Annotated in this window: 22 protein-coding genes; 7 read left to right on the forward strand and 15 right to left on the reverse strand. The window is 74.6% G+C overall.

Annotated features, from left to right (window positions below; genetic code table 11):
• Nucleotides 1–15: 15 nt before the first annotated feature.
• On the reverse strand, nt 16–1857 hold the full coding sequence (locus ACN9MS_RS18850) for a PQQ-binding-like beta-propeller repeat protein (RefSeq protein WP_426309921.1): 1842 nt from the start codon (nt 1855–1857) through the stop codon (nt 16–18).
• A gap of 174 nt (nt 1858–2031) precedes the next feature.
• Between ACN9MS_RS18850 and ACN9MS_RS18855 the strand changes: the two genes are divergently transcribed.
• Nucleotides 2032–3018 carry a diguanylate cyclase domain-containing protein gene (locus tag ACN9MS_RS18855; protein WP_426309922.1) on the forward strand — a complete coding sequence of 329 codons (987 nt, stop codon included), beginning with the start codon at nt 2032–2034 and terminating at the stop codon, nt 3016–3018.
• Nucleotides 3019–3067: 49 nt separating this feature from the next.
• On the opposite strand, the gene ACN9MS_RS18860 is transcribed toward ACN9MS_RS18855, so the two are convergent.
• The 5 genes from ACN9MS_RS18860 to ACN9MS_RS18880 all read right to left on the reverse strand — a co-directional run bounded on the left by ACN9MS_RS18860 (nt 3068) and on the right by ACN9MS_RS18880 (nt 8640).
• Nucleotides 3068–3787 (reverse strand): ABC transporter ATP-binding protein, encoded by a 720-nt coding sequence (locus tag ACN9MS_RS18860; protein ID WP_426309923.1) that lies wholly within the window; start codon nt 3785–3787, stop codon nt 3068–3070.
• The gene (locus tag ACN9MS_RS18865) at nt 3774–4835 is read right to left on the reverse strand and encodes an ABC transporter ATP-binding protein (RefSeq protein ID WP_378229761.1); all 1062 of its coding nucleotides are present in this window, start codon (nt 4833–4835) and stop codon (nt 3774–3776) included. Before ACN9MS_RS18865 ends, ACN9MS_RS18860 begins: the two co-directional genes overlap by 14 nt.
• Nucleotides 4832–6220: a branched-chain amino acid ABC transporter permease gene (locus ACN9MS_RS18870; protein WP_426309924.1), complete on the reverse strand. Its 1389-nt coding sequence runs from the start codon at nt 6218–6220 to the stop codon at nt 4832–4834. The genes ACN9MS_RS18865 and ACN9MS_RS18870 overlap by 4 nt, the downstream gene beginning before the upstream one ends.
• Nucleotides 6217–7275, reverse strand: a complete 1059-nt coding sequence (locus tag ACN9MS_RS18875; RefSeq protein WP_426309925.1) for a branched-chain amino acid ABC transporter permease — start codon at nt 7273–7275, stop codon at nt 6217–6219. Before ACN9MS_RS18875 ends, ACN9MS_RS18870 begins: the two co-directional genes overlap by 4 nt.
• A 111-nt stretch (nt 7276–7386) precedes the next feature.
• A complete protein-coding gene (locus ACN9MS_RS18880) occupies nt 7387–8640 on the reverse strand; it encodes a branched-chain amino acid ABC transporter substrate-binding protein (RefSeq protein WP_426309926.1) in 1254 nt (417 codons plus the stop codon).
• Between the two features lie 874 nt (nt 8641–9514).
• On the opposite strand from ACN9MS_RS18880, the gene cspE reads away from it, so the two are divergent.
• Together cspE and ACN9MS_RS18890 are read left to right on the forward strand one after the other, a co-directional pair.
• Complete coding sequence (cspE, locus tag ACN9MS_RS18885) at nt 9515–9718, forward strand: transcription antiterminator/RNA stability regulator CspE (protein ID WP_047231069.1); 204 nt, start codon at nt 9515–9517, stop codon at nt 9716–9718.
• A gap of 287 nt (nt 9719–10005) precedes the next feature.
• Entirely contained in the window at nt 10006–10752 is a 747-nt protein-coding gene (locus ACN9MS_RS18890; protein ID WP_426309927.1) for a hypothetical protein, read from the forward strand.
• A 126-nt stretch (nt 10753–10878) separates the two neighbouring features.
• On the opposite strand, the gene ACN9MS_RS18895 is transcribed toward ACN9MS_RS18890, so the two are convergent.
• The gene (locus tag ACN9MS_RS18895; RefSeq protein ID WP_426309928.1) at nt 10879–14766 is read right to left on the reverse strand and encodes a TM0106 family RecB-like putative nuclease; all 3888 of its coding nucleotides are present in this window, start codon (nt 14764–14766) and stop codon (nt 10879–10881) included.
• Nucleotides 14767–14976: 210 nt separating this feature from the next.
• Between ACN9MS_RS18895 and ACN9MS_RS18900 the strand changes: the two genes are divergently transcribed.
• Nucleotides 14977–16023 carry a hypothetical protein gene (locus tag ACN9MS_RS18900; protein ID WP_426309929.1) on the forward strand — a complete coding sequence of 349 codons (1047 nt, stop codon included), beginning with the start codon at nt 14977–14979 and terminating at the stop codon, nt 16021–16023.
• Nucleotides 16024–16053: 30 nt separating this feature from the next.
• On the opposite strand, the gene ACN9MS_RS18905 is transcribed toward ACN9MS_RS18900, so the two are convergent.
• Nucleotides 16054–16494 carry an SRPBCC domain-containing protein gene (locus ACN9MS_RS18905; RefSeq protein ID WP_426309930.1) on the reverse strand — a complete coding sequence of 147 codons (441 nt, stop codon included), beginning with the start codon at nt 16492–16494 and terminating at the stop codon, nt 16054–16056.
• 196 nt (nt 16495–16690) lie between these two features.
• Between ACN9MS_RS18905 and ACN9MS_RS18910 the strand changes: the two genes are divergently transcribed.
• Nucleotides 16691–16915, forward strand: a complete 225-nt coding sequence (locus ACN9MS_RS18910; protein WP_389273758.1) for a hypothetical protein — start codon at nt 16691–16693, stop codon at nt 16913–16915.
• Nucleotides 16916–17007: 92 nt separating this feature from the next.
• On the opposite strand, the gene ACN9MS_RS18915 is transcribed toward ACN9MS_RS18910, so the two are convergent.
• The 4 genes from ACN9MS_RS18915 to ACN9MS_RS18930 all read right to left on the reverse strand — a co-directional run bounded on the left by ACN9MS_RS18915 (nt 17008) and on the right by ACN9MS_RS18930 (nt 21526).
• Entirely contained in the window at nt 17008–17772 is a 765-nt protein-coding gene (locus tag ACN9MS_RS18915; RefSeq protein WP_426311935.1) for an amino acid ABC transporter ATP-binding protein, read from the reverse strand.
• A gap of 53 nt (nt 17773–17825) precedes the next feature.
• Nucleotides 17826–18842 carry an amino acid ABC transporter permease gene (locus ACN9MS_RS18920; RefSeq protein ID WP_378229782.1) on the reverse strand — a complete coding sequence of 339 codons (1017 nt, stop codon included), beginning with the start codon at nt 18840–18842 and terminating at the stop codon, nt 17826–17828.
• A gap of 157 nt (nt 18843–18999) precedes the next feature.
• The gene (locus tag ACN9MS_RS18925; protein ID WP_426309931.1) at nt 19000–19947 is read right to left on the reverse strand and encodes an ABC transporter substrate-binding protein; all 948 of its coding nucleotides are present in this window, start codon (nt 19945–19947) and stop codon (nt 19000–19002) included.
• A 283-nt stretch (nt 19948–20230) separates the two neighbouring features.
• The gene (locus ACN9MS_RS18930; protein ID WP_426309932.1) at nt 20231–21526 is read right to left on the reverse strand and encodes an FAD-binding protein; all 1296 of its coding nucleotides are present in this window, start codon (nt 21524–21526) and stop codon (nt 20231–20233) included.
• Nucleotides 21527–21716: 190 nt separating this feature from the next.
• Between ACN9MS_RS18930 and ACN9MS_RS18935 the strand changes: the two genes are divergently transcribed.
• Nucleotides 21717–22580, forward strand: coding sequence for a CPBP family intramembrane glutamic endopeptidase (locus tag ACN9MS_RS18935; RefSeq protein ID WP_426309933.1), 864 nt, complete (start codon nt 21717–21719; stop codon nt 22578–22580).
• An 11-nt stretch (nt 22581–22591) separates the two neighbouring features.
• On the opposite strand, the gene ACN9MS_RS18940 is transcribed toward ACN9MS_RS18935, so the two are convergent.
• The 3 genes from ACN9MS_RS18940 to ACN9MS_RS18950 all read right to left on the reverse strand — a co-directional run bounded on the left by ACN9MS_RS18940 (nt 22592) and on the right by ACN9MS_RS18950 (nt 25179).
• The gene (locus tag ACN9MS_RS18940) at nt 22592–23227 is read right to left on the reverse strand and encodes a hypothetical protein (protein ID WP_426309934.1); all 636 of its coding nucleotides are present in this window, start codon (nt 23225–23227) and stop codon (nt 22592–22594) included.
• Between the two features lie 75 nt (nt 23228–23302).
• A complete protein-coding gene (locus ACN9MS_RS18945; RefSeq protein ID WP_426309935.1) occupies nt 23303–23941 on the reverse strand; it encodes a response regulator in 639 nt (212 codons plus the stop codon).
• The gene (locus ACN9MS_RS18950) at nt 23938–25179 is read right to left on the reverse strand and encodes a sensor histidine kinase (RefSeq protein WP_426309936.1); all 1242 of its coding nucleotides are present in this window, start codon (nt 25177–25179) and stop codon (nt 23938–23940) included. The genes ACN9MS_RS18945 and ACN9MS_RS18950 overlap by 4 nt, the downstream gene beginning before the upstream one ends.
• Before the next feature lie 175 nt (nt 25180–25354).
• Between ACN9MS_RS18950 and ACN9MS_RS18955 the strand changes: the two genes are divergently transcribed.
• On the forward strand, nt 25355–25942 hold the full coding sequence (locus ACN9MS_RS18955; protein ID WP_426309937.1) for a GlcG/HbpS family heme-binding protein: 588 nt from the start codon (nt 25355–25357) through the stop codon (nt 25940–25942).
• Nucleotides 25943–25950: the final 8 nt, after the last annotated feature.

Raw genomic sequence — 25950 nt, forward strand, 5'->3', positions numbered from 1 at the left:
AGCGTAGGACGGCCGTCAACCGAGCCGGGTGATCCCGGTGTCGCTCATCCTCAGCAGCCGACCCTGGAGCGGCGCGACCCAGGAGCCGCCGTCCGGACCGGCGGTCTCCGCCGTCCATGCGACGCCGCCGTCGGCGAGGTCGAGCGCGAGCAGGGACGTCGTCCCCGCGTCCCAGTCGGAGACGGAGAGGATCGCCCGGGACCCGTCCGTGTAGGCCACGTCGGCCGACCATCCCGTCCCGACCTCGAGCCCTGCGGTCAGCTCCTCGCGGTCGAGCGACCAGCGTTCGCCGCCCGTCGTGAGGTCGAGGCCTGCCAGAGCGCCGTCCCCGTACCCGTTGCTGACGACGAGCGTCCCGCCCGCGGCGACGAGCACCGCGCCGGAGGTGCTCTGCTCGGACGTGCGCCACAGCTCGGTGCCCTCGACGTCGAACGCGACGAGGTCAAGGCCGTCCCGCACGAGAGTGGGCACCGGGCGCCCGTCGGTCGCCGACGGCGCGAGGACGCTGCCCGGCGGCTCCCAGCGCACCGCCCCGTCGGCCCCGAGGATCGCAGGCGCCGACGTCGGCTCCGTCCCGCTCGAGGGTCCCCAGCCGTAGTCGTAGCCGATCGGGTCACGGGAGTAGGTGCCGTCGGAGAGCGCGACGACCCCGTCGACGGGGTTCTCGACCTCGTCCAGGCGCGTGCCGTCGAGGGTGAACCACGCCGTGACGCCGCAGCCCTCGACACGCAGCAGGCGCGTCTCGACCGCCGTCCACAGGTTCTCCAGGTCTGCGCGGATCGTCTGCTCGCCGTCGGCCTCGCTCCACGTGATGCACTGGCCCGCCCCCGCGACGAAGGGGAGCTCTGCCTCCCAGCGCACGTCACCCGTGAGCGCGTCCTCGACCTGGACGACGGCGGGACGTCCGTCCGGGATCTCGCGCGGCATCCCCGTGGCGTCGTCCGTCTCGAGCACCGCGCCCTGGTCGGCCGGGAGCTCGCCCACCCGCTCGGCGCGGACGACCGTCCCGCCCGGGCCCGGGGTCAGGAGCGCGCCCTCCGTGCTCGCCTCACGCTGGCCCAGCACCTCGCCGTCGTCGTCGACCACCGTGATCGTCCAGGACGCGGCCACGATGCGCCCGGTCATGGGGTCGATCTCCGGCGACCGGTCCCGGACGATCCCTCCCGGGGCCTCCGGGACAGGGGCGACGCACACGAGCGTGTCGTCGGGCTCCCCCGAGGGCAGAGCCCAGAGGATCCCGCTCCCGCACGTCGCGTCCTTCCCGACACCGACCCGCCAGCGCTCCTCACCGCTGTCGAGCGAGACCGCGACCGCCTCCCCGTCCACCACCGTCACCATGCTGCCGGGCAGCAGCGCGAGCCCGCCCGTGAGACCCACGTCGGCCGTCCACTGCTCCCGCGGGGCGTCGGGCAGCGGCTCGACCCCGCCCGGCGCGGCGCGCAGGCGGGCGATGTCGGCCCGGCCGTGCCACGCGTCGACCGCGAGCATCCCGCCGAGCACGAGGGCGACCCCCGCGGCGACCGCACCGATCACGGCCGTCCGCCGCCCGGGGCGCGACGCCCGCGGGGAGTCGGGACGGGCCCCGTCCGCCGGGGGCTCGTCGGTGCCGGGCTCGTCGGTGTCGAGCGCGTCGTCGGGGGCGGTGCCCGGCACGCCCCGGCCGCGCCCTCTCCCGTCGAGGTCGGCCGGTCGGGCGGCCCCCGACCAGGTGGGGCCGGCGGCGCCGCGCGGCGCAGGGGCGGAGCCGCTCGCGGATCCCCAGACGGGCCCGTCGTCCTCGAGGTCCACGTCCGCGTCCGCCGACTCGACCAGCTCGAAGGTCAGTCGGTCCCGGGCGTCACGACGGCGGAGCGGCACGCGTCCAGCCTAGGCGACGGGACCGCGTCGCCCTCGCACGGCGCGGCCCAGCGCAGCCCCGCCCGCGGCGTCCCGGTGACGCCCGGCGACGGTCGCGTGACGCGGCCGTGAACACTCGACGAACACTGGGGCTCGTCCCGGCGACGACGGTCGCGACGCCGCCACACTGCCCGTGTGCACGACGAACTCACCGAGCTGGCCCAGCACACGGCGATGCGACCGCCCGCGCGAGCGAGCGGCACCGTCGCCGACCTCGCGCGGCCGGTGCTGTCGGTCGGCTCCTCCATGCCCGTGGGCCAGCTCGAGGTCCTGTTCCGCAACCCCGACGTCAGGTGCGTCGTCGTGCACGACGACGAGGTGCCGCGCCCGGATGCCCCGGCCGCGCGCACGGGGGTGGTGGTGCGTGCGAGCCTCGTCGCCGCGCTCACCGGCCGGCTCGGCTACGGCCGCGCGGTCCTCGAACGCCGGCCGGTCGCGAGCGTCACCGACTGGTCGCCGCTCGTCGTCGCGCCGACGGCGGCCGTCACCGAGGTCGCGACGCTCGCCATGTCCCGGCCCGACGACCACCGGTACGACGACGTCCTCGTCCGCGGCGGCCACTGGGCGAGCGTCGGCGCGGCGGAGCTCGTGCGCTCGCTCGTCGGGACGCTCGCGGAGCGGTCCACGCACGACGCGCTCACGGGACTGCTCTCGCGTCGCAGCACGTGGCACTCGCTCACCCGGCGCTGCCGGCTGGTCGCGCGCGGCGGTACGCGCGTCGCGCTGCTCCTGCTCGACGTCCAGGACATGTCCGGGGTCAACGCGCTCCACGGGCAGGACGCCGGGGACGCCCTGCTCGCGGGTGTCGGCCACCGGCTGCGGTCGTGGCTCCCCGGGGGCTGCGAGGCGGGCCGCGTCGACGGCGACCGGTTCGCCGTGCTCGCGACGCTGCCCGCGATGGGCGACGTCGAGGCCGCCGCGAGCGCCGAGGCCCTGCGCCAGGAGGTCCTCGCCCAGCTCGGCGCACCCGACGGCCCGGTGCGGCCGTCGTTCCGCACGTCGCTCACCTGGTCCGTCGCCGGAGCGGCGGACGCCGACGAGCTCGTGCGCGAGGGCGAGGCCCGCCTCGCGGCGGCGCGCCCCTCGCCGAACACGACCTGGGTGCCGCTATCCGTCGGATAGCGGCACCCAGGTCGTGCTCGACGGCGCGCAGGGGCGTGCTCGACCGGGGTCAGGCCACGCCCAGGTACGCCTCCTTGATGCTCGAGTCGGCCAGCAGCTCCTTGCCGCCGCCGCTGCGCACGACCTCGCCCGTCTCCAGCACGTAGGCACGGTCCGAGCGCGAGAGCGCCTGCTGCGCGTTCTGCTCGACGAGCAGCACCGTCGTCCCCTGCGCGTTGATCTCCGACACGATGCGGAAGATCTGCTGGATGACCATGGGCGCGAGGCCCATCGACGGCTCGTCGAGGAGCAGGAGCCGTGGGCGCGCCATGAGCGCGCGCCCGATCGCGAGCATCTGCTGCTCGCCGCCGGACATCGTGCCGCCCACCTGCTCCTTGCGCTCGGCGAGGCGCGGGAAGAGCTCGAACACGCGGTCGAGCGTCTCGTCGTGCTCGGCCTTGGACGCGAACGTCCGCGCGTAGGAGCCCATCTCGAGGTTCTCGATGACCGTCATCCCAGGGAAGATCCCGCGCCCCTCGGGGGCCTGCACGATGCCCTCCAGCACGCGCAGGTGGGCCTTCATCTTGGTGATGTCCTTGCCGTCGAAGAGGACCTTGCCGCGCGCCACCGGACGGATGCCCGAGATCGCGCGCATCGTCGTCGTCTTCCCGGCGCCGTTCGCCCCGATGAGGGTGACGAGCTCGCCCTCCTCGACGGTGATCGAGATGCCCCGCACCGCCTCGATGCGCCCGTAGGCGACCGTCATGTCCTGGAGCTCAAGCAGAGGCATCGTCACCACCTCCTTCGGTCGTGGGGGTCGCGCTCCGGTCGTCGGCGGCGGCGAGCTCCTCGTCGGGCACGCCCAGGTAGGCCGCGATGACCTTGGGGTCGCTCGTGACCTCGTCGGGCGTGCCGTCCGCGATGACGCGCCCGAACTCGAGCACGACGATGCGGTCGGTCACCCCGCGCACGAGGCGCATGTCGTGCTCGATGAGCAGGACCGTGTAGCCGTCGTCGCGGATGTGGCGGATGAGGTCCATGAGGGACTCCTTCTCCGCCGGGTTGAAGCCCGCCGCGGGCTCGTCGAGGCACAGGAGCTTGGGCTCCGTGGCCAGGGCGCGCGCGATCTCCAGACGGCGCTGGTCGCCGTAGGAGAGGTTGCGCGCCTTCTCCGTCGCCCGCCCGCCCACGCCCACGAACTCGAGCAGCGCGAGCGCCCGGTCGATGGCGTCGCGCTCCTCGCGCCGGTGGCGCGGGGTGCGGAACAGTGCACCCGGGACAGACGTGCGGTGGCGCGCGTCCGACCCGACGACGACGTTCTCGAGCGCCGTCATCTCGTTGAACAGACGGATGTTCTGGAACGTGCGGGCGATGCCGCGCTGCGTGATCCGGTAGCGCTTGAGCTTGCCGACCGGGGAGCCGTCGAACACGACCTGTCCCTTGGTCGGCCGGTAGACGCCCGTCATCGCGTTGAACGCCGTGGTCTTGCCCGCGCCGTTCGGCCCGATGAGGCCGAGGATCTCGCCGCGCCGGATGTCGAAGGACACGTCGTCGAGCGCGACGAGGCCGCCGAACTGGACGGTGACGTTCTGCATCTGGAGCAGCGGCTCGCCGACCTTCGCGTGGACCGTGCGGTCCGGCGCGACCATCGCGTCGACGAGCTCGGGGTTCGCGAGCTCGGGCCGCACGTCCGCGACGTCGACGATCGCGGGCTCCTCCAGGACGGCGCCCGGCATGTAGAGGTCGGCGCGCGACGAGTCGGCGCGGCCCGACGACGCGAGGTGCTCGTCGCCGTGCTCGCCGCCCGCCCCGATGCCGCCGGGGTCGTGGGTGCTCATCGGGTCTCCTCCCCGTCCGTCGTGCTCTCTCCCGTGCGGGTCCCGCCGGGCGTCGGGCGCGCGGCGCCCGTCGTGCCCGACGCCGTGGCGACGGCCGGGGTGCCCGGCCGCGCACCGTCGTCGGACCCGGACCGCGTGGCGGCCTGCGCCGCGCGGCGCGCCGCCACGTAGAGCTCGCGCCCGTAGGCGAGCAGCTTCTGCCGGACGGGGATGAGGCCCTGTGGACGGAAGATCATGAGCACGACCAGCGCGATCCCGAAGAACAGGTAGCGGTAGCTCGCGATCTCGTTGCCGTTGATCGGGATGCCGAACAGCTCGGTGCGGCCGAGGAAGAAGTTCGGCAGGTACACGATGATGAACGCGCCGAGGATCACCCCGAGCTTGTTCCCCTGGCCGCCGAGCACGACCGCGCAGAGGAAGAGCACGGAGTTGATGACGTTGAAGTTCGTCGGGATGACGAACTGGACCTGGCCCGCGTAGAGCGCGCCCGCGACGCCGCCGATCGACGCGCCGATGACGAACGCCCACAGCTTGAAGCGGAAGGTCGGGACGCCCATGATCTCCGCCGCGTCCTCGTCCTCGCGGATGGCGACCCAGGCACGCCCGACGCGCGAGCGCTCCAGGTTCCCCACGAGGAGCAGCGAGATGACGATGAAGACGAGGCTGAGCCAGTACCACCAGACGCCCGAGTTGAGCGTGCCCGCCGCGTTGCCCGCGGAGAAGACGCCGTTGGGCAGCTCCTCCGTGACCCCGACGCGCGGGTAGGCCACGCCGCGCAGGCCCTGGCCGCCGCCCGTGAGCTCGTCGAGGTTGTCCGCGAGGAGACGGACGATCTCGCCGAAGCCGAGCGTGACGATGGCCAGGTAGTCGCCGCGCAGGCGCAGCGTGGGCGACCCGAGGATCAGGCCCGACAGCGACGTGATCGCGACCGCGATCGGCAGCGCCGCGAGCCATGCCCAGTCCTGCGACAGCCACTCGTCGGTCTGGTTCCACGGGCTGTCGGGGCTCGTGAGGATCGCGACCGTGTACGCGCCGATGGCGTAGAAGCCGACGTACCCGAGGTCGAGCAGGCCGGCCTGGCCGACGACGACGTTGAGGCCGATGGCGATGAGCGCGATCATGCCGAACTGCGCCATCACCCCGCCGAAGTTGGTCCCCACCGTGGTGAGCACCGGGATGTTGAGGATCGGCACGAGCGCGATGAAGATGAGGAACGGCACGCCGATCAGCCACTGGGTGGGTCGCGCCTGGGCGTCCCACCACAGCCTGAACCGGTCGCCGACGCCGCCGTGCGGGCGGTCCTTCGTCGCGACCCGGCCCACGGGAGGCATCGATGTGGGGCGGCCCTCGGGGGCCGGCTGCGGTGCAGGGGTCGAGGTGCTCATGCGCGCGCCCTCCCCAGAGACTCGCCGAGGATGCCGGTCGGGCGGAACATGAGGACGATGATCAGGAGCGCGAACGCGACGACGTCGCGCCACTCCGTCCCGAACACGACCTGGCCGTAGTTCTCCATGACACCGAGCAGCAGGCCGCCGAGCAGCGCGCCGCGCAGGTTGCCGATCCCCCCGAGCACCGCGGCGCAGAACGCCTTGATGCCGAGGATGAAGCCGCCGGAGTAGATGATCCCGTTCGGCACGCGCAGCGTGTACAGCAGCGCGGCCGCGCCGGCGAGGATGCCGCCGATGAGGAACGTCAGCATGATGACGCGCTCGCGCGAGACGCCCATGAGGGTCGCGGTCACCGGGTCCTGCGCGACGGCGCGGATGCCGCGGCCGAACTTGGTCCGGTTGATGAACATGTCCGTCGCGAGGGCGAGGACGAGCGCCGACAGGATGATGACGAGCGTGATGTTCGTGACCGGCGCGCCGCCGATCGTGAACTGCACCTCGGGCTGCACGAGCCGGATCGGCTGCTGCGCGTTGACGCCGCCCAGGGTGCCACCCGTGAGCTTCGGCAGCACGAAGTGCACGAACTCCTGGATGATGAACGACATCCCGATCGCGGTGATGAGGAACACGAGCGCTGGTGCGCCGCGCCGTCGCAGCGGTCTGTAGGCCACGCGTTCCAGCCCGACGGCGGCGCCGCCCGCGACGAGCATGCCGCCGAGCATCGCGATGCCGAGATAGAGGACGGTGAGGGCGACGCCCTTGTCGTACACGTTCCCGCTCGGGTAGAAGCCCAGGAGCATGAGGGTCGCGTACTGCCCGAACATGCCGAGCATGAAGACCTCGGAGTGGGCGAAGTTGATGAGCCGCAGCACGCCGTAGACGAGCGTGTAGCCGACGGCCACGAGCGCGTAGATCGCGCCGTAGGTGAGGCCCTCGATGGTGAGGCCCCAGAAGTTCCGGGCGAGGCCCGCGATGTTGAAGTCGATGAGGGACTGGTGGACGAGGGGACCGGCGGTCGCGCTGTGCATCAGCGCGTCAGCAAGAGCGGGCATGACGCTCCCTGATTCTTTCTCTGGTGTACGAGGTCGTGGTCCACGACGGGCGCCCCGCCGACCGGTCCCCGCGCGGGGGGACGTCGGGGCGGGGCGCCCGTCGTCGTCGGACTACTGGACCTCGTAGATCCAGATGAGCGCCGAGGCGAGCTCGCCCGTGTCGTCCCACTCGTAGGTGCGGGCCAGGCCCTCACCCGAGTAGTTCGCCACGTAGTCGATCAGGCCCGCGCGGTCGGTCACGCCCGAGGCGATGCCGGTGAGCATGATCGTCGCGAGGTCGTAGCCCTCGACCGAGTACACGCCCGGCGCCTGGCCGGCCGACTCCTCGTACGTCGCCGCGAAGTCCTCCGGCGCGGGGCCGCACGGGCAGGAGAGGATCGCGCCCTTGGACGCCTCGCCCGCCTGCGAGACGAACTGCGGGTCGTTCGTGCCGTCCGCCGAGACGAACGGGATGTCGACGCCGCCGTCGCGCAGACCCTGCACGAACGGCGCCGCCTCGGCGTAGTAGCCGGCGTAGAAGACCGCGTCGGCGTCAGCGCCCGAGATGATCTGGACGGCGGCGGAGAAGTCCTTGTCGCCCGTCTTGACCTCGGCGGCGCAGTCCGCGTTCGCGGCGTCGCCCAGGCCCTCGGTGATCTGCTGGGCGAGGCCGATGCCGTAGTCCGAGTTGTCGGAGACGACGCAGACGCTGCCGAACTCCTTCGTGTTGACGAGGTACTTGGCGACCGACGGCCCCTGGACGGCGTCGTTGGCGAGGCCGCGGAAGAAGTTCGTCCAGCCGTTCTTCGTCAGGTCGGGGTTCGTGGCCGACGCCGTGAGCGACAGCAGGCCGGCCTGGTTGAAGACGTCGCCGGTCGCGGCGGTCTCGCCCGAGAACGCCGGGCCGAGCAGACCGAGCACGGACGCGTCGCCGACGATCTGCGGCGCGACCTGGGTGGCCTTCTGCGGGTCGCCCTCGGTGTCGAACTCCTTGATGGTCACCTGGCACCCGGGGTTCGCCGCGTTGAACGCGTCCACCGCGACCTGCGCCCCGTACAGGATGTTGAGGCCGAGCGCGGCGTTCGGACCCGTGAGGGCGCCCGCCATCGCGATGGACGTGCCCTCGGCGCACTCGGCGCTGCCGTCGCCGGCCGGGTCGACCGGGTTGCCGGCCTCGGTCGCCTCGACCTCGGCGCCGTCGATGTCGATCTGGACCGACGGGACGATGCTCAGCTCGGCCGAGCCGCCGCCGTCGTCGGTCTCGGTCGACGTCCCGGTCGTCTCGTCTCCGCCGCCCTGGGACTGGGGACCGCAGGCGGTGAGGACGAGAGTGGCCGCGAGGAGCAGAGCAGCACCCCCGCTCGCCCGTCGTGCTGTGCGATGCATGCCAACCTCCGTGGTCCTGATCCCCGCGGAGGGCGGCCACGCCGCTTCTCCCCGCGGTCGATCGCTGAATTCAACACTGAATAGCGTGCTGAATAGTGACACAGGTCACCCGGGGACGAAACCTGCCCGCGGACGTGTCGCCCGGAGCCCTCCGCGGCATCTCGGAGGGCTCCGGACCCACGAATCCGCGGGAGGTGGCGCCTCCGCGTTCCTGGGTGACGCGAACGTAGGCGGATCGGATTTCGTGGGACGCAGGGAGTTGTTACCGACTCGTAACGTGAGGGTCTCGTTTCGTTCCGTGGACGGTACGGATGTGCCGATTTCGCCGTCGCCCTACGGTGGGGCGACGACCCTCACGTCCCGTCTCCTGCACGCCCGCCGGTGCCCCCGATCACCCTCTTACCGTCCGCCCTCGGCTTCCTCGCCGGCGGGCGGCTCGCGCGGAGCACCGCCCGCACGCTCCCGCCCGACGACGGCGCGCGGCTCCTGCACGCGTACGCCTCCCGGTCCGCGCGGGGCTCGGCCCTGCTGGAGCCGGTCCTGCGCGAGTGGGCAGAGCCGCTCGCCGCCGAGCGCGGGAGGCCGCCTGGCGGCGGGTCGTGCCGGCGGTGGAGCTGACCGCGCTCGGGCCGTGACCTGCGACGTCGGGCGGTCGTGAGGTCGTCACGACACTCGCGGGGCAAGCCATGGCCAAGAAGGGGCATACCCTGTACGGTTGACCCCGAGATTGCAGTGCCTCGCTTGTCCTCGCGTCGATGTGACCGCCACCCGGCGGGCGCCCGGCGGACCTTGTTACCCAAGAGTTGACGACGAACACCGTGATGTACTCCCCTGCGCCCGCGGGGGGTGTTTCCACACTCTTGAAGGAGTAACAATGGCTACCGGAACCGTGAAGTGGTTCAACAGCGAGAAGGGCTACGGCTTCATCGCCCCCGAGGACGGCTCGGCCGACGTGTTCGCGCACTACTCCGCGATCCAGTCGCAGGGCTTCCGCACGCTGGAGGAGAACCAGCGCGTCGAGTTCGACGTGACGCAGGGCCCCAAGGGCCCGCAGGCGGAGAACATCCGCGCGATCTGATCCGATCTCCCCGGTGACGACCCTCGCGGGTCGCGCCGACCGATCGTTCACCGAGCGCCCCCGACCCTCCGGTCGGGGGCGTTCGTGCGTCCGGGGCCGGTCGCGCCTCGGAGCCGTGCCGAACTCGGGGTAGCTCCTCGCGCGGCGGGCGGGGTGAGGAACGACCCCGGGCTCGGCGTCGGACGGAACCGCGGGGCGAGACTCCTCGTTGGTCCGGGAGTGAGCCGTACCGGCCACGACCCTCGCGCGAGCGCACGACGCCGCGCCCCACACTCGGAGGACGACCCATGGGATTCCTGGACCGGCTTCTCGGCCGCGAGCCGCGCGACCCGCACGGCGCCCCGCAGGCGGGCACCTACGGCTCGCAGACGCAGCACCCGACGCAGTACCCGCCCCAGCACCCCGGCCAGCCCGCCTACGGGAGCGCCCCGCAGGACGCGCGCGCCGCGACGGCCGCGCCCCGCACCCCCGACCAGGTCGCGGTCGACCGCTACCGGTACCTGCTGCGCACCGCGCCGCCGGACCAGGTCGAGCAGGCGCACGCCGAGGCGTTCGCCCGCCTGACGCCCGAGCAGCGGCGGCAGGTGCTCACCGAGCTGGGTGAGCAGGTCCCGGCGTCGGAGCGCGCGACGTCGGACGCGCCGCAGGACCTCGCCCGGATGGCGACGCGCGCCGAGATGCGCCAGCCCGGCACGCTCGAGCGCACGTTCGCCGGCCGCGGACAGGGCGCACCCGGGTTCGGCGCCATGGTCGGCTCGAGCCTGCTCGGCACCATCGCGGGCGTCGTCATCGGCTCGGCGGTCGCGAACGCCCTCTTCGGGCCGGCGTTCGCCGATCCCACGCAGCCCGTCGCGGAGGACGCGGCGGCCGAGCAGGGCGCCGAGGATCCCGGTGCCGCCGAGGCCGGCGACGGCGGAGCGGTCGAGGCGGCGGGCGAGGACCCCTCGGGCGGCGGCTACGACGGCGGTGGGGACCTCGGCGGCGGCGACTTCGGCGGAGGTTTCGACGACTTCGGCGGCTTCGGGGAGTTCTGACCCGGCGCGCCGCCGGTACCACCGCGCCCAGCCGGGCTGACCCCTGCCCGGCCGGGCGGCGCCCCGCTCGACCCCGCGGGCCTCTGGCTCGGCCGGACGGAACGTGCTCGGCCGGCCGGACGACGCTCAGCCGACGGGCGCGGAGCCCGTCAGCCCGAGGAATGCGCCGAGCTCCTCGACGCCCCGCGGGGAGTGCGGCAGGAGGTCGGTGAGAGCGGACGAGCGCACGACGACCGCGCTCCACTGCGCGCGCGACACCGCGACGTTGACCCGGTGCCGCGAGAGCAGGAACCCGAGACCGCGGGACGCCTCGCGACCCGACGAGGCGGCGAGCGTCACGACGACGACCGGCGCCTCCTTGCCCTGGAACCGGTCGACCGTGCCCACCTGGACGTCCGGGTATCCCGCCGCCTCGAGCGCGCCGCGCACGGCCCACACCTGCGCGTTGTACGCCGCGACGACCAGGACGTCCCCCTGCCCGAGCGGCCGCCGCTCCTCGACCCCGTCGGCCGTCGTCGTCCACGTCCGCCCGAGGACCCGCTCGACCTGGCGGACGACCTCGGCTGCCTCCTCGGACGAGCGCACCGAGTTCCCCGCGTGCTCCACGAGCACCTGCTCGACCCCGGGCGGGACGCCGTCGAGCTCGCGCTCCGCCGTGCACGGGTGCGCGTGGAGGCGGTCCTCGTACGCGAGGGTCGAGACGGCCTGCGCGAGGCGTGGGTGCATGCGCCAGGTCGTCGGCAGGAAGTAGCCGCGCCCCGGGGGCAGCACGCCGTGGCCGTCGGCCAGCCAGCCGAGCGCGGACCGGTCGACGGGCTCCGGGTGCCGGCCCTGGCTCACCTGGGGGAGCTGCTGCGGGTCGCCGAGCAGGAGGAGCCGGCGCGCCGAGCGCGCCACCGCGACCGTGCTCGCGAGGGAGAACTGCCCAGCCTCGTCGACGACGAGCAGGTCGAGCGTCCCGGTCGGGAGCCGGTCGGCCGCGAAGTCCCAGGCGGTCCCGCCGACGACCCGCCCGCCCGGCGCGGCCGCGAACGCCGCGAGATGGGCGCCGTCGAGCTCGTCGTACACGGCGCGCGCCGACGGCCCGTCCGCCGCGACCTTCTTCGCCACGACCTCGCGCGGGACGCCCGCCCCGAGCACGACCGCCCGCAGCATGTTCTCGACGACGGCGTGCGACTGCGCGACGACGCCGACCCGCCAGCCCTGCGCGACGAGCCGCGCGACGACGCGCGACCCGACGTAGGTCTTGCCCGTCCCGGGCGGGCCCTGGACCGCGAGGTACGAGTCGTCGAGCCGTCCGACGGCGGCCGTGACCGCCGCGACGACGTCGCCGTCCGCGACGGGTGGGAGCCCGGGCCCGGCCGCTCCGTCGGCGCCCTCCGGGAGACGCGCGCCGTCGTCACCCTCCGGCACGTGGAGGCCGCCCGAGCGTGCGGCCGGCGCCGGCACGAGCCGTGGGTGCCGCCGCAGGAGCACGTCGGTCGCGGCGTCGAGCGGCAGCGCGCCCGTCGTCTGCCACGTCCGGAGCGCGGTCCGCGCGGCGGCCTCCGCCGCCGCCTCGAGCGGCTTCGCGCTCGGGCCCGGCGACGGGGTGAGCGCGACGGGGGTCGCGTCGAACGGCGCGGCACCGGTCGGGAGCTGCTCGCGCACGACGAGCACGTCCCGCTCGCCCGCCGGCGTCGCGCGGCGCCGTGCGTCGACGACCGACGCGCCCGTGAGCCAGCCGCGCACCCCGTCCGCCGCCGTCTTGACGCACGGCGGCAGCGGCGGGTCGTAGAGGACGTACGGCGCCACGCCCACGCGCAGGTCGCTGCCCTCGGGGAGCCGGCCCACGAGCTCCAGGCGGCGCGACCACGTCCGGCGCCCTGGCTCGACCTCCCAGCCCGAGACGACCTCGGCCTGCTCGACGAGGAACGCGTTGCGACGCCCCAGCCACTCGTCCACCGGGAGCGAGAGCCGCGAGTAGTGCTCGTGCCAGAACGGCTTCGCCTCGCGCCGGAAGTACCCCGCCGCCGCGCCGTACAGCGCGAGCGCCCGCTCCTCGGCACCGCGCCGGGCCCGGTCCTCCCCGACGACCTGCCGGACCTCCTCCTCCAGCATCACCGCGGACGACCGCTCCCGCGGCTCGACGTCCGCCAGATCCTCACCCCGCCTGTCGGGCGCGATCTCGCCCCCGGGGGAGGTGACGGACATGGCGGGGTCGGGGGAGGTGCGCGCCGTCGTGGTCGGGTCTGGCGGGAGCTCCGCGAGGGACGAGCGGCGCGGATGGTAGACGGCGCGCACCTCCCCCGACCCCGCACCCGAGGCGACCACCTCGGCGGCGAGAACGGCATGACGCAACCACTCCGCCAGCCGCAGCGTCGACACGCAGTCGTACCGGTTGTAGTCCGCGATCCCGCGGAGCAGCTCGTCCGCCTCGTCGTCACGGCCGGCCTCGCGCAGCGCGGTGTACTCCGCGTACGCGACCACGGACGCGGCAGCGGTGGTGACGTCGCCGGTGCGCAGCTCGTCGCCCATGTAGAGCGGCTCGAGCTTCTTGATCGACCGGGACTTGTCGGAGACGTGCAACGCCTGGCGCACGACGGCGTAGAGATCGACCAGGACGCCGTCGCGCAGGAGGTCGTCGACCTCCTCCTCGTACACGCCGTGCCGCGCGGCGATGGCGAGCAGGTGCGCGCGCTCGTAGTCGGCGTAGTGGTAGACGTGCAGGTCCGGGTACGTGCGGCGGCGCGCGTTGACGTGGTCGACGAACGCGACGAGGGCGTCGCGCTCCGCCGCGAGGTCGTGCGCCCACAGCGCGTGGAAGGGCGGGCGGTCCTCGGGCGCGTCGGGACGCTCGACCCAGCCGAACAGGTAGTCGAGGCCCCAGCTCGTGCCGCCCGCGTCGGTCCACAGCGGGTCGCCCTCGAAGTCGAAGAAGACGTCACCCGGGCTCGGCGCGGGCAGCGCGAGCACGGGGGCCGGGTCGTCGATGCGCCACGAGAGCTCGTGGGGTCCCGTCGCGTCGGCCCACACGACCGTGCCGTCGGACGGCCCGGTGCCGAGCTGGAGCGCGGCCTGGCGTCGGACCTTCGTGAACGACGACCGGCTCATGCCGTCGGGCACGGGTGTCTCGTCGGTCGCGGCCGCGAGCTCGTCGATCGTGCGGATCCCCGCAGCGTGCAGCCGTGCGCGCTGCGACTCGTACACCCCGCCCACGAGCAACACGTCGCGGTGCGCGTCGATCTGCGCCCGGCAGTCGTCGCAGCGCCCGCACGCCCGGACGGCGGGGTCGTCCCAGGGGGCGCGGCCGTCGCGCGCGACGTGCTCGGCCGTGAGCCGGACGAGCCGGTCGCGGCGGTCGCGGAACACGGGCAGGAGGTCGGCGAGGCGGTGCGACGTGCGCTCGCGCGTGCCGAGCACGAGCGAGACGTCGGGGTCGACGGGCACGCCCGCGGCCTGGAGCTGGTCGCCGTACGCGGCGAGCTGGAGGAGCGCGGGGACCTTGGCGCGCCGCGCGAGCTTGGTGTCGACGACGGCGTAGCGGGCCGCCACCGTGTCGTCGGTGCCGGTCCGGACGAGGAAGTCGGCGCGCCCGTGGAAGGAGCCGTCGAAGAACGCCGCCTGGTGCACGACGTCGGCGCCGGCCTCGAGCGCGGCGAGCGTGCTCGCCTGGGCCGCCACGAGCGTGTCCCAGGAGACCCCGCGCGGCGGCTCGAGGCGCACGACGCCGCGGCCCGTCGTCGGGTCGAACGCACCGTGCTCGGCCTCGTAGCCCGCGAGGACCTCGCGCTCGTGCCGCGCGCCGAGCGCGGCCGTGCGCGCGAGCATCGCGTCCTCACCGGCGGCGCGACGCGGGGCACGGCCGAGCTGCTCGTCGAGCCGGCACAGGAGCCGGTACTCGCAGTCGGCGGCGACGACGAGGTCGCTCGCCGAGTGCACGAGGACGCGCTCGCGCGCGGGCGCGCCGCCCGTGACGGTCCGGCCGGGATCGGCCGCGACGGTCCGCAGCGCCGGCTCGTCGACGAGGAACACGCACACCTCCGGGTCGGGGGACGAACGCCGCCGGGGCGGGAGCTGGGCCGCCTCGCCGGTCTGCGTCCGTTCTACCAGCGGCCACCCACGTCGCGGCGCCGATTCGTGCCGGTGGCCACGACTCCCCTACTGTTCCCGTCGAACCCGGAGCCCCGTCGAGACCCTGCGTCCCCGTCGACCGTGCGCCGGACGCTACCGAAGGAGGACCCCATGGCCGTGCGGTTCGTGCCGCCCCCGGGGTGGCCCGTCCCCGAGGGCTTCACCCCCACGACCGACTGGCACCCGGACCCGTCCTGGCCGGCCCCGCCCCCGGGCTGGGTGTTCTGGGAGGACGCCGCGACCTCGGGGTCCCCGGTCCCCGTGCCCCTCCCGGACGCGCCGGTCCTCCGCACGACCGAGCCCCTGCCCTCCGGACCCGCGACGCCGACGCGCCGGTCGCTGCGCGGGCGCTCGTCCGGAGCGACCCCGGCGGTCGGCGCGGCCCCGGCGGTCGGCGCACCCCCCACGGGTCCGGGGGTCGACGCGACGCACGTGGCGACGCTCGCCCCGGTCGCGACGGGCGCCGTCGACCACCACCCCGTCGCCGGATCGACGATGATCCTCCCCGCGCTCGGCGCGCTGCTGGACGACCCGGCCGCGCGCCAGGTGGTCGCCGGCACGGCCCCGACGGCCTCGGCCGGAGCCGCGCGGTCCGGCGTGGTCCCCGTCGGCCCGACGCCCGCCGGCCTTGCCGCGGCACCGCCGCGCGCGACGGCGAACCCGGCGCGTGCCTCCGGGGGCGTCGGTCCGCTGGCGCTCCCCGGCGCCGACGACGACGAGGACGCCGCCCCCGACCGCGGCCGCCGGTGGCTCGTCCCGACCGCCGTCGGCCTCGCAGGCGTCGCCCTCGGCCTGCTCGTCGGCATCGGCCTGACGCTCTCCGCGCAGGGGGAGGCGCAACGCGAGAAGGCCGAGGCGCAGCGCGTGCAGAGCGAGGTCGCGGCGGAGCGCGAGCAGCTCGAGTCGGAGCGGGCCGACCTGGAGGCCCAGCGCGCCGAGCTCGACGCGGCGACGACGCAGCTCACCGAGCGCGAGGCGGCGATCACGAAGGCCGAGGAGGACGCCGCGAAGCGGTCGCAGGAGCTCGACGACCGACAGAAGCAGCAGGACGAGCGCGACCAGCAGAACCAGCCCGGTCCGGGGAACAACGGCAACGGCAACGGCAACGACGGGAACGCCGACGACGGCAGCTGGGACTGGGGCGACTGGGGCTGGTGAGACCGCGGTGGTCCCCCGCGAGCCCGGGGCTCACTTCTCCGGGTCGGGGTGCTCGGCGAGCCGCGCGTAACGGCTGAGGATGCGTGGCCACCCGGTGAAGCGCGACCGCACGCGCTCGCTGCCGGGCGCCCACCCGCCGTGCTCGAACCGCACGGCGGTCCCGGTCGTGTTCGGCCGCAGGTCGACCCGGACGAGCGACGCCCGGCCGGGCGGCTGCCCCGGGGTGAACGTGTGCGCGAGGTGGGTCGCCCGCTCCCAGAGCGTCACGCGCCCCCAGACCTGCTCGTCGGCGCCGTGGGACGCGACCACGCGACCGCCGACGGCGGGCTCGACGACCAGCCCGGAGAACGACCCCGCGTCGTCGGTGTACCCGGGGGGCCACCACTCCGCGATCCGGTCGACGTACGTGTCGAAGGCGACCTCGACGGGGCACGCGAGCCGGAGCTCGTGGACGATCGGGGCGAGGCTCATGCGGTCCTCCCGGGTGCGACCGGGACGCGGCGGCCGGTGCGCGTCAGGATGCAGTGAACCGCGCCCGACGACGTCGCGCCACCGGTGGCTCGTCAGCGCCGGTCCGAGGCGTGCGCGCCCGGTCTCCACGAACGTCTCACGGACACGTCACCGCTTCCGGTCGCGGAACGCACGTCCCTCACCGAAGGTGGGAGGCGTGCCGACGCGATCCCTCTCCCACACCCTCACCCCCACCCCGGACAGCGAGACCCCGATCTACGACGCGCTCGTGGTCGAGCACGAGAACATGCTGCCGCTCGTGCACCTGGGCCGGGCGCTCAGCGGGGAGATGGTCACGGTCGCTCGCCCCACCGGGCTCTCGCCCCGCCTCGCCCCGGGGCACGACGCCCCCGCGCTCCCGCGCCGCCGTCGCGCGGGCTGAGCCGAGGCGCGCGCGATCGACCCCCACGTCACCGGGTCGACCTCCCGAGGGCCGATCTCGGACGCACAGGCCGATCTCGCGGCCCGCCCCGCCTACAGGACGTGCGCGAGGAACGACCGCGTGCGCTCGTGCTGCGGGTCGCCGAGCACCTGGTCGGGCGTGCCCCGCTCGACGATGACGCCCTCGTCCATGAAGACGACGGTGTCCGCGACCTCGCGCGCGAACCCGATCTCGTGCGTCACGACCATCATCGTCATGCCGGACCGCGCGAGGTCGCGCATGACGGCCAGCACCTCGCCGACGAGCTCAGGGTCGAGCGCCGACGTCGGCTCGTCGAACAGCATGAGCTCGGGCTCCATGGCGAGCGCCCGCGCGATGGCCACGCGCTGCTGCTGCCCGCCGGAGAGCTGCGCCGGGTAGTGGTCCGCGCGGTCCGCGAGGCCGACGCGCTCCAGGAGCTCGGCAGCGCGGGCCCGTGCCTGCGCCTTGCTCAGTCCGCGCACCTGCACCGGGGCCTCGGCGACGTTCTCGAGCGCCGTCATGTGCGGGAACAGGTTGAAGCGCTGGAACACCATGCCGATGCGCGAGCGCTGGCGCGCGACGACCTTGGGGTGCAGGCGGTGCAGGCGCGTCCGCCCGTCCTTGGTCACCTCGCGGTAGCCCATGAGCTCGCCGTCGACGCGGATGCGTCCGCCGGTGATCTCCTCGAGCTCGTTGACGCAGCGCAGGAGCGTCGACTTGCCGGACCCGGACGGCCCCAGGACGACGCACACCGAGCCGCGCGGGACCTCGAGGTCCACGCCCCGGAGCACGTGCAGGTCGCCGAACATCTTGTGCAGGCCCTCGACCTGCACCATCGGGGCGCGCGTGGTCGTGTCGCTCGTGCGCGACGGCGCGTCCTGCGTCCCGGTCACGGGGTCACCTCCAGGAAGGGGTCGTCCTTGGTCGTGCCGGACGCGGCGATAAGGTCCTGCTTGCTCGGCTTCCGGCGCCCGCCGCCCCGGCCGCCCGGTCCGCGCCCGCGGCGTCGGGCCGCCGTCTGCGTGCCGAACCCGCGGCCGTAGTACCGCTCGATGTAGTGCTGGCCGACCATGAGGACGCTCGTGATGAGCAGGTACCAGATCGCGGCGACCATGAGCAGCGGGATCGGCAGGAAGAGCCGGTTGCCGATCGCGTTCGTCGAGTACTGCAGGTCGAGCGTGAACGGCACGGCGAGGACGAGCGACGTCGTCTTGAGCAGGGAGATCGTCTCGTTGCCCGTCGGGGGCACGATGACGCGCATGGCCTGCGGCAGCACGATGCGCCGGAGGATCTTGCCGTCCTTCATGCCGAGCGCCTTGGCGGCCTCGGTCTGGCCCGGGTCGACGGAGCCGAGGCCCGCGCGCACGATCTCCGCGAGGTACGCGGCCTCGTTGAGCGAGAGCCCGATGAGCGCGCACACGAACGCCGTGAACAGGTCTGCCGTGCGGAACTCGAAGAACTCGGGGCCGAACGGGATGCCGAGGCTCAGGCGCGGGTAGAGCACCGAGACGAGGCCCCAGAACACGAGCTGGGTGTAGATCGGGGTGCCGCGGAAGAACCAGATGTAGCCCCAGCTCACCGACTTCATGACGGGGTTGTCCGACCGCCGCATGATCGCGAGCAGCACCGCGAGCACGATCGCGATCGCCATCGAGCAGAACGTCAGCACGAGCGTCCAGCCCACGCCGCGCACGACCGTCACGTCGCGGAAGTAGAGCCAGACGACGTCCCAGCGGAACTTCTCGTTCGTCAGCAGGGCGTTGGCGGCCATCGCGGCGAGGACCAGCAGCACGACGGCGGAGATCCACCGGCCGGGCCGCGGGACGGGTCGGGCGTGGATGCGGTCGGGGACCGGGTCGTCGCCCGGTGCGCCGGCGGCGTCGCCGCCGGGAGTCCTACCGGTCATGGTGCACCTCGGGGTGTCGGGGCTCGGGGCACGAGCCGGGCCGCGCGGACGACGTCGTCCGTGCAGGCGTCCAGTGTGCCGGTCGCGGGCGCCGGGTGGGCGCCCGCGACACGGCGGGGACTGGGGTGAGGGATGAGATGAGGGCGGTGCGGAGGCGTCAGCCGACGGACGGGTTGACCTCCGCGGTGTCGAGCGCGGCGTCGCCGCTGCCCCACGCGCCGAGGATCTCGACGAGCTGGCCGCTGTCCATGAGCGACTGGAGCGCCGCCTGGATCGCCGCGGCGAGCTCGGTGTCGTCCTTCGCGACGACGACGCCCTGGGGTGCGCTGTCGAACACGTCGCCGAGCTGCTCGAGCTGGCCGCCGGTCTGCTCGACCGCGTAGCCGATGACCGGGGAGTCGGCGTAGAGGACCTGCGCCTTGCCGCCCGCGACGTTCGTCGTGGCGTCGGACTGCGACTCGTACTGGAGGATGTCGATCTTCTCCTCGCCCGCGTCGGTGCACGCCTGGCTCTGCACGGCGATGTCCTCGTCCTGGATCGTGCCCGTCTGGACGGCGACAGTCAGCCCGCACAGGCTCTCGGGGTCGACGTCGTCCGGGTTGCCCGACGCGACCGCGTAGGCGGACCCCGCGTTGAGGAAGGAGATCATGTTGGCCTCCTGCATGCGCTCCTCGGTGATCGTGAACGAGGAGATCCCGGCGTCGTACTTGGTGCCGAGCGCAGGGATGATCGCCGGGAAGTCGGCCGACTGGACCTCGACCTCGAGACCGAGCGTCGCGCCGACCGCCTTGATGACGTCGATGTCGAAGCCGATGGGGGTCGTGCCGTCCGCGTCGATGAACTCGGCGGGCGCGTACTCCGTGTTGGAGCCGACGACGAGCGTGCCGGCGGACGCGACGTCCTCGGGCAGCAGGGCGGCGGCGGCGTCGTCGACCTCGATCGTCGAGGGGTCGAACGACGGCGCGGCCGACGTCTCGTCGGATCCTGCGGTGCCGCCGTCGGTCCCGGTCTGGGACGCGTCGGTGCACGCGGTGAGCAGGAGGGCGCTCGTCGCGGCGAGCGCCACGAGGCCGGTGAGGGGAAGCTTGCGCGGGGTCGTACGCACGGTGTTCTCCGATCGGGGTGGGGGCCGGGCAGGGGCAGCGTAGACACCGATCGTCTCCGTCGTGTTACGTCGGCACCCGGCCCGGAGGCCGAGGAACGTACGGGGAACAGAGGACCCGGCGGTGCGCAGCACCTGCGCACGAGTGTGAGGCCGTACCGTCCCACTCACCAAACCGGCGGGGACATCGACGCCGAACCGTGACGAACCACCCCGCCGAACACGACCTGAGGGTCGCTCTACGTCCCCTCAGGTCGTGCTCGACGGCGGGCGGGGTCGTGCTCGGTCAGCCCGCGAGCAGGCGCTCGACGTAGCCGCCGAGGAAGCGGCCGTCGGGGTCGTGCCGCTGCACGAGCTCGCCGAAGTCGTCGAAGCGCGGGTAGAGCGTCGCGACGGAGCCCGGGTCGTGGACGAGCGCGTGCGAGAGCTTGCCCCAGTGCGGGCGCGCGCCGAGCGGGAGGAGCGCGGCCTCGACGTCGGGCAGGACGCGCGCGACGTCGTCGGGCAACGGCTTCCACGTGAGGTGCACGCCGACGGCCGGGCCGTCGAACGGGCTGAGCCACAGCGGCTCGGCGTCGGCCGCGACGGTCCGGATCTCCCCCACCTGGAGCAGCGGGGTCACGCGCGGACCGAGGTCGCGCATCGCGGCGAACGCGTCCCGCGCGTGAGCGCGCGGCACGAGGTACTCGGACTGCAGCTCGGCTCCGTTGCTCGGCGTGAAGTCGAGCCGGAAGTGCGGCAGCCGCTCGTTCCACGGGCCGGGCTCGCCGAGCTGGGGCGTGCAGTGCACGGGGTCGATGCCGGGCAGGGGGTGCAGCATCGACGGTGCGCGCGTCGCCCCGAAGAGCTCGACCCGTTCCACCCCGGGCTCCCCCGGTGCGAGGCGCGACTTGCGCCAGATCTGCTGCACGCCGTCCGGCCCCCAGTCCGTGAAGAGGCTCACCGAGTACGCCGACGCCGTGAGCTCGTCGTAGTGCGCGGTCACCGCGTCCCACGGCAGCGCGACGTGCACGTCCTGGCGCACGTCGAACGTCGGGACGGTCTCGAGCTCGACCCGGGTCACCACGCCCAGCGCCCCGAGGGCGACCACCGCGCCGGGGAAGTCCGCGTCCCCGCGCCGCAGCGTCCGGCGCTCGCCGTCGCCCGTGACCAGCTCCAGCCCGACGACGGCGCTCGCGAGCGAGCCGACCTCGTCGCCCGAGCCGTGGGTCGCCGTCGCGACGGACCCCGCGACCGAGATGTGCGGGAGCGACGCGAGGTTCGCGAGCGCACGGCCCGCGGCCTGCACGTGCCGCGTCACGTCGCCGTACCGCAGCCCCGCCGCGACCGACGCGACGCCCGTGCCCGGGTCGACCACGACGGGCGGGCGGCCGTCGTCGTACCGGTCGAGCACGACGTGCGTGCCGGCCGTGTCCGCGACGTCCCCGAACGAGTGCCGCGACCCGAGCGCCTTGACGCGCGGTGAGCGCCGCACGACGTCGGCGAGCTCGTCGGGCGTCGCGGGGTGCACGACCTCCGCCGCGGAGTAGGTGAGATTGCCGGCCCAGTTGGCCGGTCGGGGTACGTCGGGCGTCGTCGTCACGCCCCCACCCTGCCACCCCCCTTCCCGCCGAACACGACCTGAAGGACGCTCTTGCGCCCAGAACGACCTCCCAGGTCGTGCTCGACGACGGGCAAGGTCGTGCTGGGTGAGCCGGGCGGGGGGTTGTCCCCACCCTCTTCCGGGGGCGGCCCGGGCTTCCGGGAACGGGACGAAGCGGTGAGATCGAGACATGACGACCAGCGCACGTCCTCTTCCCGTCTCGACGCGGTCCCGGCGCGCCTCTCCCTCCCTGTCTCCGGACGGCTCCGCGCAGCCCCTCCGCGGCGGGCTCGCCGCGTTCTGGGCGCTCGCGTTCGGGCTGTCCTGGGCGCCGTGGGGCGCGGCCTGGCTGCTCGGCGGCGACCTCGCCGACCCCGTCGTGTTCGCGCTCTACGCCCTTGGCGGCTTCGGCCCGACGCTGGCCGCGCTCGTGCTGTGCGCGGGAGGCCGCCGGAGCCCGCGGGCCGCTCGCTGGGGCACGGCCGGGCGGTGGCTCCCGGCCGCGGTCGGGATCGGCGCCGCGCCCGCGGTCGTGACGGCGCTGCTCGTCCCCGGCCTCGGCGGCGCTCCGGCCGACCTCTCGGCCGGGGCGGCGGCCGTCGTCGCGGCGGGCGGGCCGGTCCTGTTCGCCCTCGTCTCGCTGTGCGCGGGGCCGCTGTCGGAGGAGTTCGGCTGGCGCGGCTACGCGCAGCCGCGCCTGCGCCGTCGGCGCTCGCCGCTCGCGACGTCGGTCGTGCTCGGCGCGGTGTGGGCGGTCTGGCACCTGCCGCTGTTCGCGCTCACCGGGACGTGGCAGTCGACGCTCGGCCTCGCGAGCGTCGAGGCGGCGCTGTTCCTGCTCGCGATGATCCCGCTCTCGAGCGCGTACTGGCTGGTCAGCGAGCGCCTGCACGGCGGGGTGCCCGCGGCGGTGGCGCTGCACCTGGTCGGCAACGCCGCCCTGACGTTCCTCGCCGTCACGTCCCCGTTGGCGATGGCGGTCTACGTCGGGGTGATCGTGCTGACGTCGGTGCTGATCCACCTCGTCACCCGCCCCGGCGCGCCTCGCCCCTGAGCCGGGCGACGTCAGGGCGTCACGAGGTCCACGGGGTGCTCGGCCAGGACCTCGCCCGTCTCCGCGTCGAGCACGACGACGGTCGACGGCGGCAGGGCGGACAGGTCCGGCGCCGTCCAGCCCTCGACGCCGGTGCACGTGCGGCGGTCGAACGACTCCAGGACCGTGCCGGTCGTCGTCTCGACGGTGACCGTGGCCGGGTGGTCGAGCACCTGACGAGGCCACCTCTCGACGTCGAGCCAGCCCCCGGAGCCGCTCGCCGGCGTGCTGTTCCACCAGCCCTCGAGCCCGCCGAGCGCTTCCGGCTCGCCGCCGTCTCCCCGGACCTGGATCGGCGTCCCCGCGGAGCCGGCGAAGCCGCCGCACGCCTGCACACCGTTCGTCTCGACGGGCGCTGGTCCCGGCGTCTCGGCGGCGAGCGCCGGGTCGTCCGCCGGTGCCTCCGCCGCCGGTGCACCGCCGACGGCGTCGCTCGGCTCGGTCCCTGCCGCGCGGCCGGTCAGCGCCGCGGCGACCCCGACCCCGAGGACGGCGACGACGAGCACTCCCCCCACGAGCAGGGCCCGCGTGCGCGGACCGCGCCCTGGCCCGACGTCGTCCCCCGACCCCTCGGTGGGCATCCCGTCCCCGGGCGTGGCGTCGTGCATCGTCGTCCCCCTGTCCCCCGCGCGACCCGCCGCTCTGCGGGTGTGTCCGCACCCTACCGGCGCGGCGGGGCGGTGTCAGCGGCGCACGCCCCGGGTGCGCAGCGCGTGCGCGACCGCCGCCGCGCGCGTCTCCACGCCGAGCTTGGCGTAGACGTGCGCCAGGTGGGTCTTCACGGTCGCCTCGCTGATGTGCAGCCGTCGGCCCAGCTCGCGGTTGGACAACCCGTCGGCGAGGAGCGTGAGGAGCTCCGCCTCGCGCGGGGTGAGCGCGGTGCCCGGGTGCTGCATCGAGTGCATGAGCCGCGACGCCACCGGCGGCGACAGGACGCTGCGGCCCGCGGCGGCCGCTCGGACGGCGGCGAAGATCTCGTGCGGCTGCGCGTCCTTGAGCAGGTACCCGGTCGCGCCGGCGTCGATGACGCGCACGATGTCGGCGTCCGTGTCGTACGTGGTGAACACCAGCACCGGGACCTGCGGGTGCGCGCCGCGCAGGCGCCGGGTCGCGTCGATCCCGTCCATGCCGTCGCCCAGCTCGAGGTCCATCATGACGACGTCGGGCGCGGCATCCTCGACCAGCGCGAGCCCCTCCTCGCCCGACCCGGCCTCGGCGACGACCCGCAGGTCGGGCTGCGACTCCAGGAGCGCGCGCAGCCCGGCGCGCACGACCGGCTGGTCGTCGACGAGCAGCACGGCGACGGGTGCGGGGTCGGTCATCGGGAGCCCTCCTCGGGGTCGGTCGCCAGGGGGTCCGTCGTGGGCGCGTCGTCGTGGGTCGGGACCTGCGCCGCGACGACGGTCCCCTCGCCTGGCGCGCTCTCCACCGTGACCGTCCCGCCGAGCCGCGCGACCCGGCGGCGCATCGCGCGCAGGCCGTACCCGCCGGTGCTCGACGGCGCGGCGACCGCGTCGGGGTCGAAGCCGACGCCGTCGTCGTACACGTCGAGGGCGACCGCGCCGGGCAGGTACGTGAGCGTCACGTCGAGGCGCTCGGCAGCGGCGTGCTGCGCGACGTTCGCCGCGGCGCTCTGCGTGACCCGCAGCAGGGCGTGGGCGACCTCGGGCGCGAGGGCGCGCGCGTCGCCCCAGGTCGTCAGCGACGCGCCCGGCACCTGGCCCTGCGCGGCGGCGAGCAGCGACGCATGGAACCCGTCCGGGTCGACGCGCGCGGACGCGAGGTCGTGGACGAGGTTGCGCGTGTCCGCGAGGCTCGCGCGCACGGCCACGGCGGCGCGGCGGACGGCCGAGCGCGCGTCGTCGGGCGCCGTGTCCCACGTCTGGTCCGCCGCCTCCAGCAGCAGGACGCCGCTCGCGAGGCCCTGCGTCACGGTGTCGTGGATCTCGCGCGCGAGGCGCTCGCGCTCGGCCACGATCCCCGCCTCGCGCTCGGACCGGGCGAGGCGGGCCTGCGCCTGCGCGATCTGCTCCTGGAGCTGGACCCGAGCCGCCGCGTCGCGCTCCACGCGGTCGGTGACGAGCGTGAGGAGCACCGCGACGCACGGAGGGCCGACGAGCGCGGCCCAGTCGGTCCCGTCCGAGAGCCGCAGCAGCGCGACCGACGTCACGACCGCGACCTCGCCGACGAGCACGTGCGACCACGGCGGGCGGAACGCGAGGCGGCACACGAAGAAGAGCGGGAGCGCGCACCACGCGAAGCTCGGGGCGAGGAGCGCCAGCACCGACCACGTCGCGAGGAGCACGAGGGTCGCCGCCCGCGCGGGGACCGATCGCGACGACGTGCGCCGCGACGCCACGAGGAGCGCCCCGTACGCGACGACCGTCACCGCGGCCAGCACGACGACGAGCTGCCAGCGGTCGTCCGCGCCGTGCCGCACCACGTACCGCGTCGTGGACGTCGCGACGAGCGCGAGGAACGTCGCGTGCACCCCGACGTCGAGCGCGCGCCCGGCGGCGGGGCGAGCCTCTCCGGGAGGCGCGGGCAGGTCGGCGGGCATCGACCCACGGTAGGTGCCGCGCGTGCGCCGCACATCAGCCGATCGGACGAGAGCCACCGCGACGAAGGGGGCACCGAGCCGGCCCCGATCCGCCGACGCGGCGGCGAGTGCTCGCCGCGAAGACTGGTCACGACCCCGGACGTCCGCGTCCGACCCCCCCGAGAAAGGCATCGCCATGGCCGCCTCGCGCCTCCGCCCGCTGACCCTCACCGCCGTCGCGCTCGCGACCGCCCTCACGCTCACCGCCTGCACGGCCGGTGCGTCCGGGAGCCACGACGCGGCGGCCGACCAGCCCGCGCAGCCCGCCGCCGTCGCGGTCGCCGACGTCACGACGGACGAGGTCGTGCAGGTCGGCCGGCTCACCGTCGCGGCGGCGCAGGAGGCCGCGAGCGCGGCGCTGGCCGCGTGCCAGGCCGAGGACCTGGGCTTCGTCAGCGTCGCCGTCGTCGACCGCGCGGGCCAGGTCCAGGCGCTCGTGCGTGGCGACGGCGCCGCCGTGCACACGCTCGAGGCCGCCCAGGCCAAGGCGTACACGTCGGCGGCGTTCGGCGCCGCGACGAGCGAGCTCGCGCCGCGCGCGGTCGGCGACGGCGCGACGGTCGCCGACCTGCCCGGCACGCTGTTCCTCCCGGGCGCCGTCCCGGTGAAGATCGACGGCGCGACGATCGCGGGCATCGGCGTCGGCGGGGCTCCCGACGGCATGGCCGACGAGGCGTGCGCCGCTGCGGGCCTCGAGGCGCTCACCGGCCCCGCCGAAGGCTGACGGCCCGG

Origin of the sequence: Cellulosimicrobium sp. E-16 (assembly GCF_049913115.1) — a bacterium.
Taxonomy (GTDB): Bacteria; Actinomycetota; Actinomycetes; order Actinomycetales; family Cellulomonadaceae; genus Cellulosimicrobium.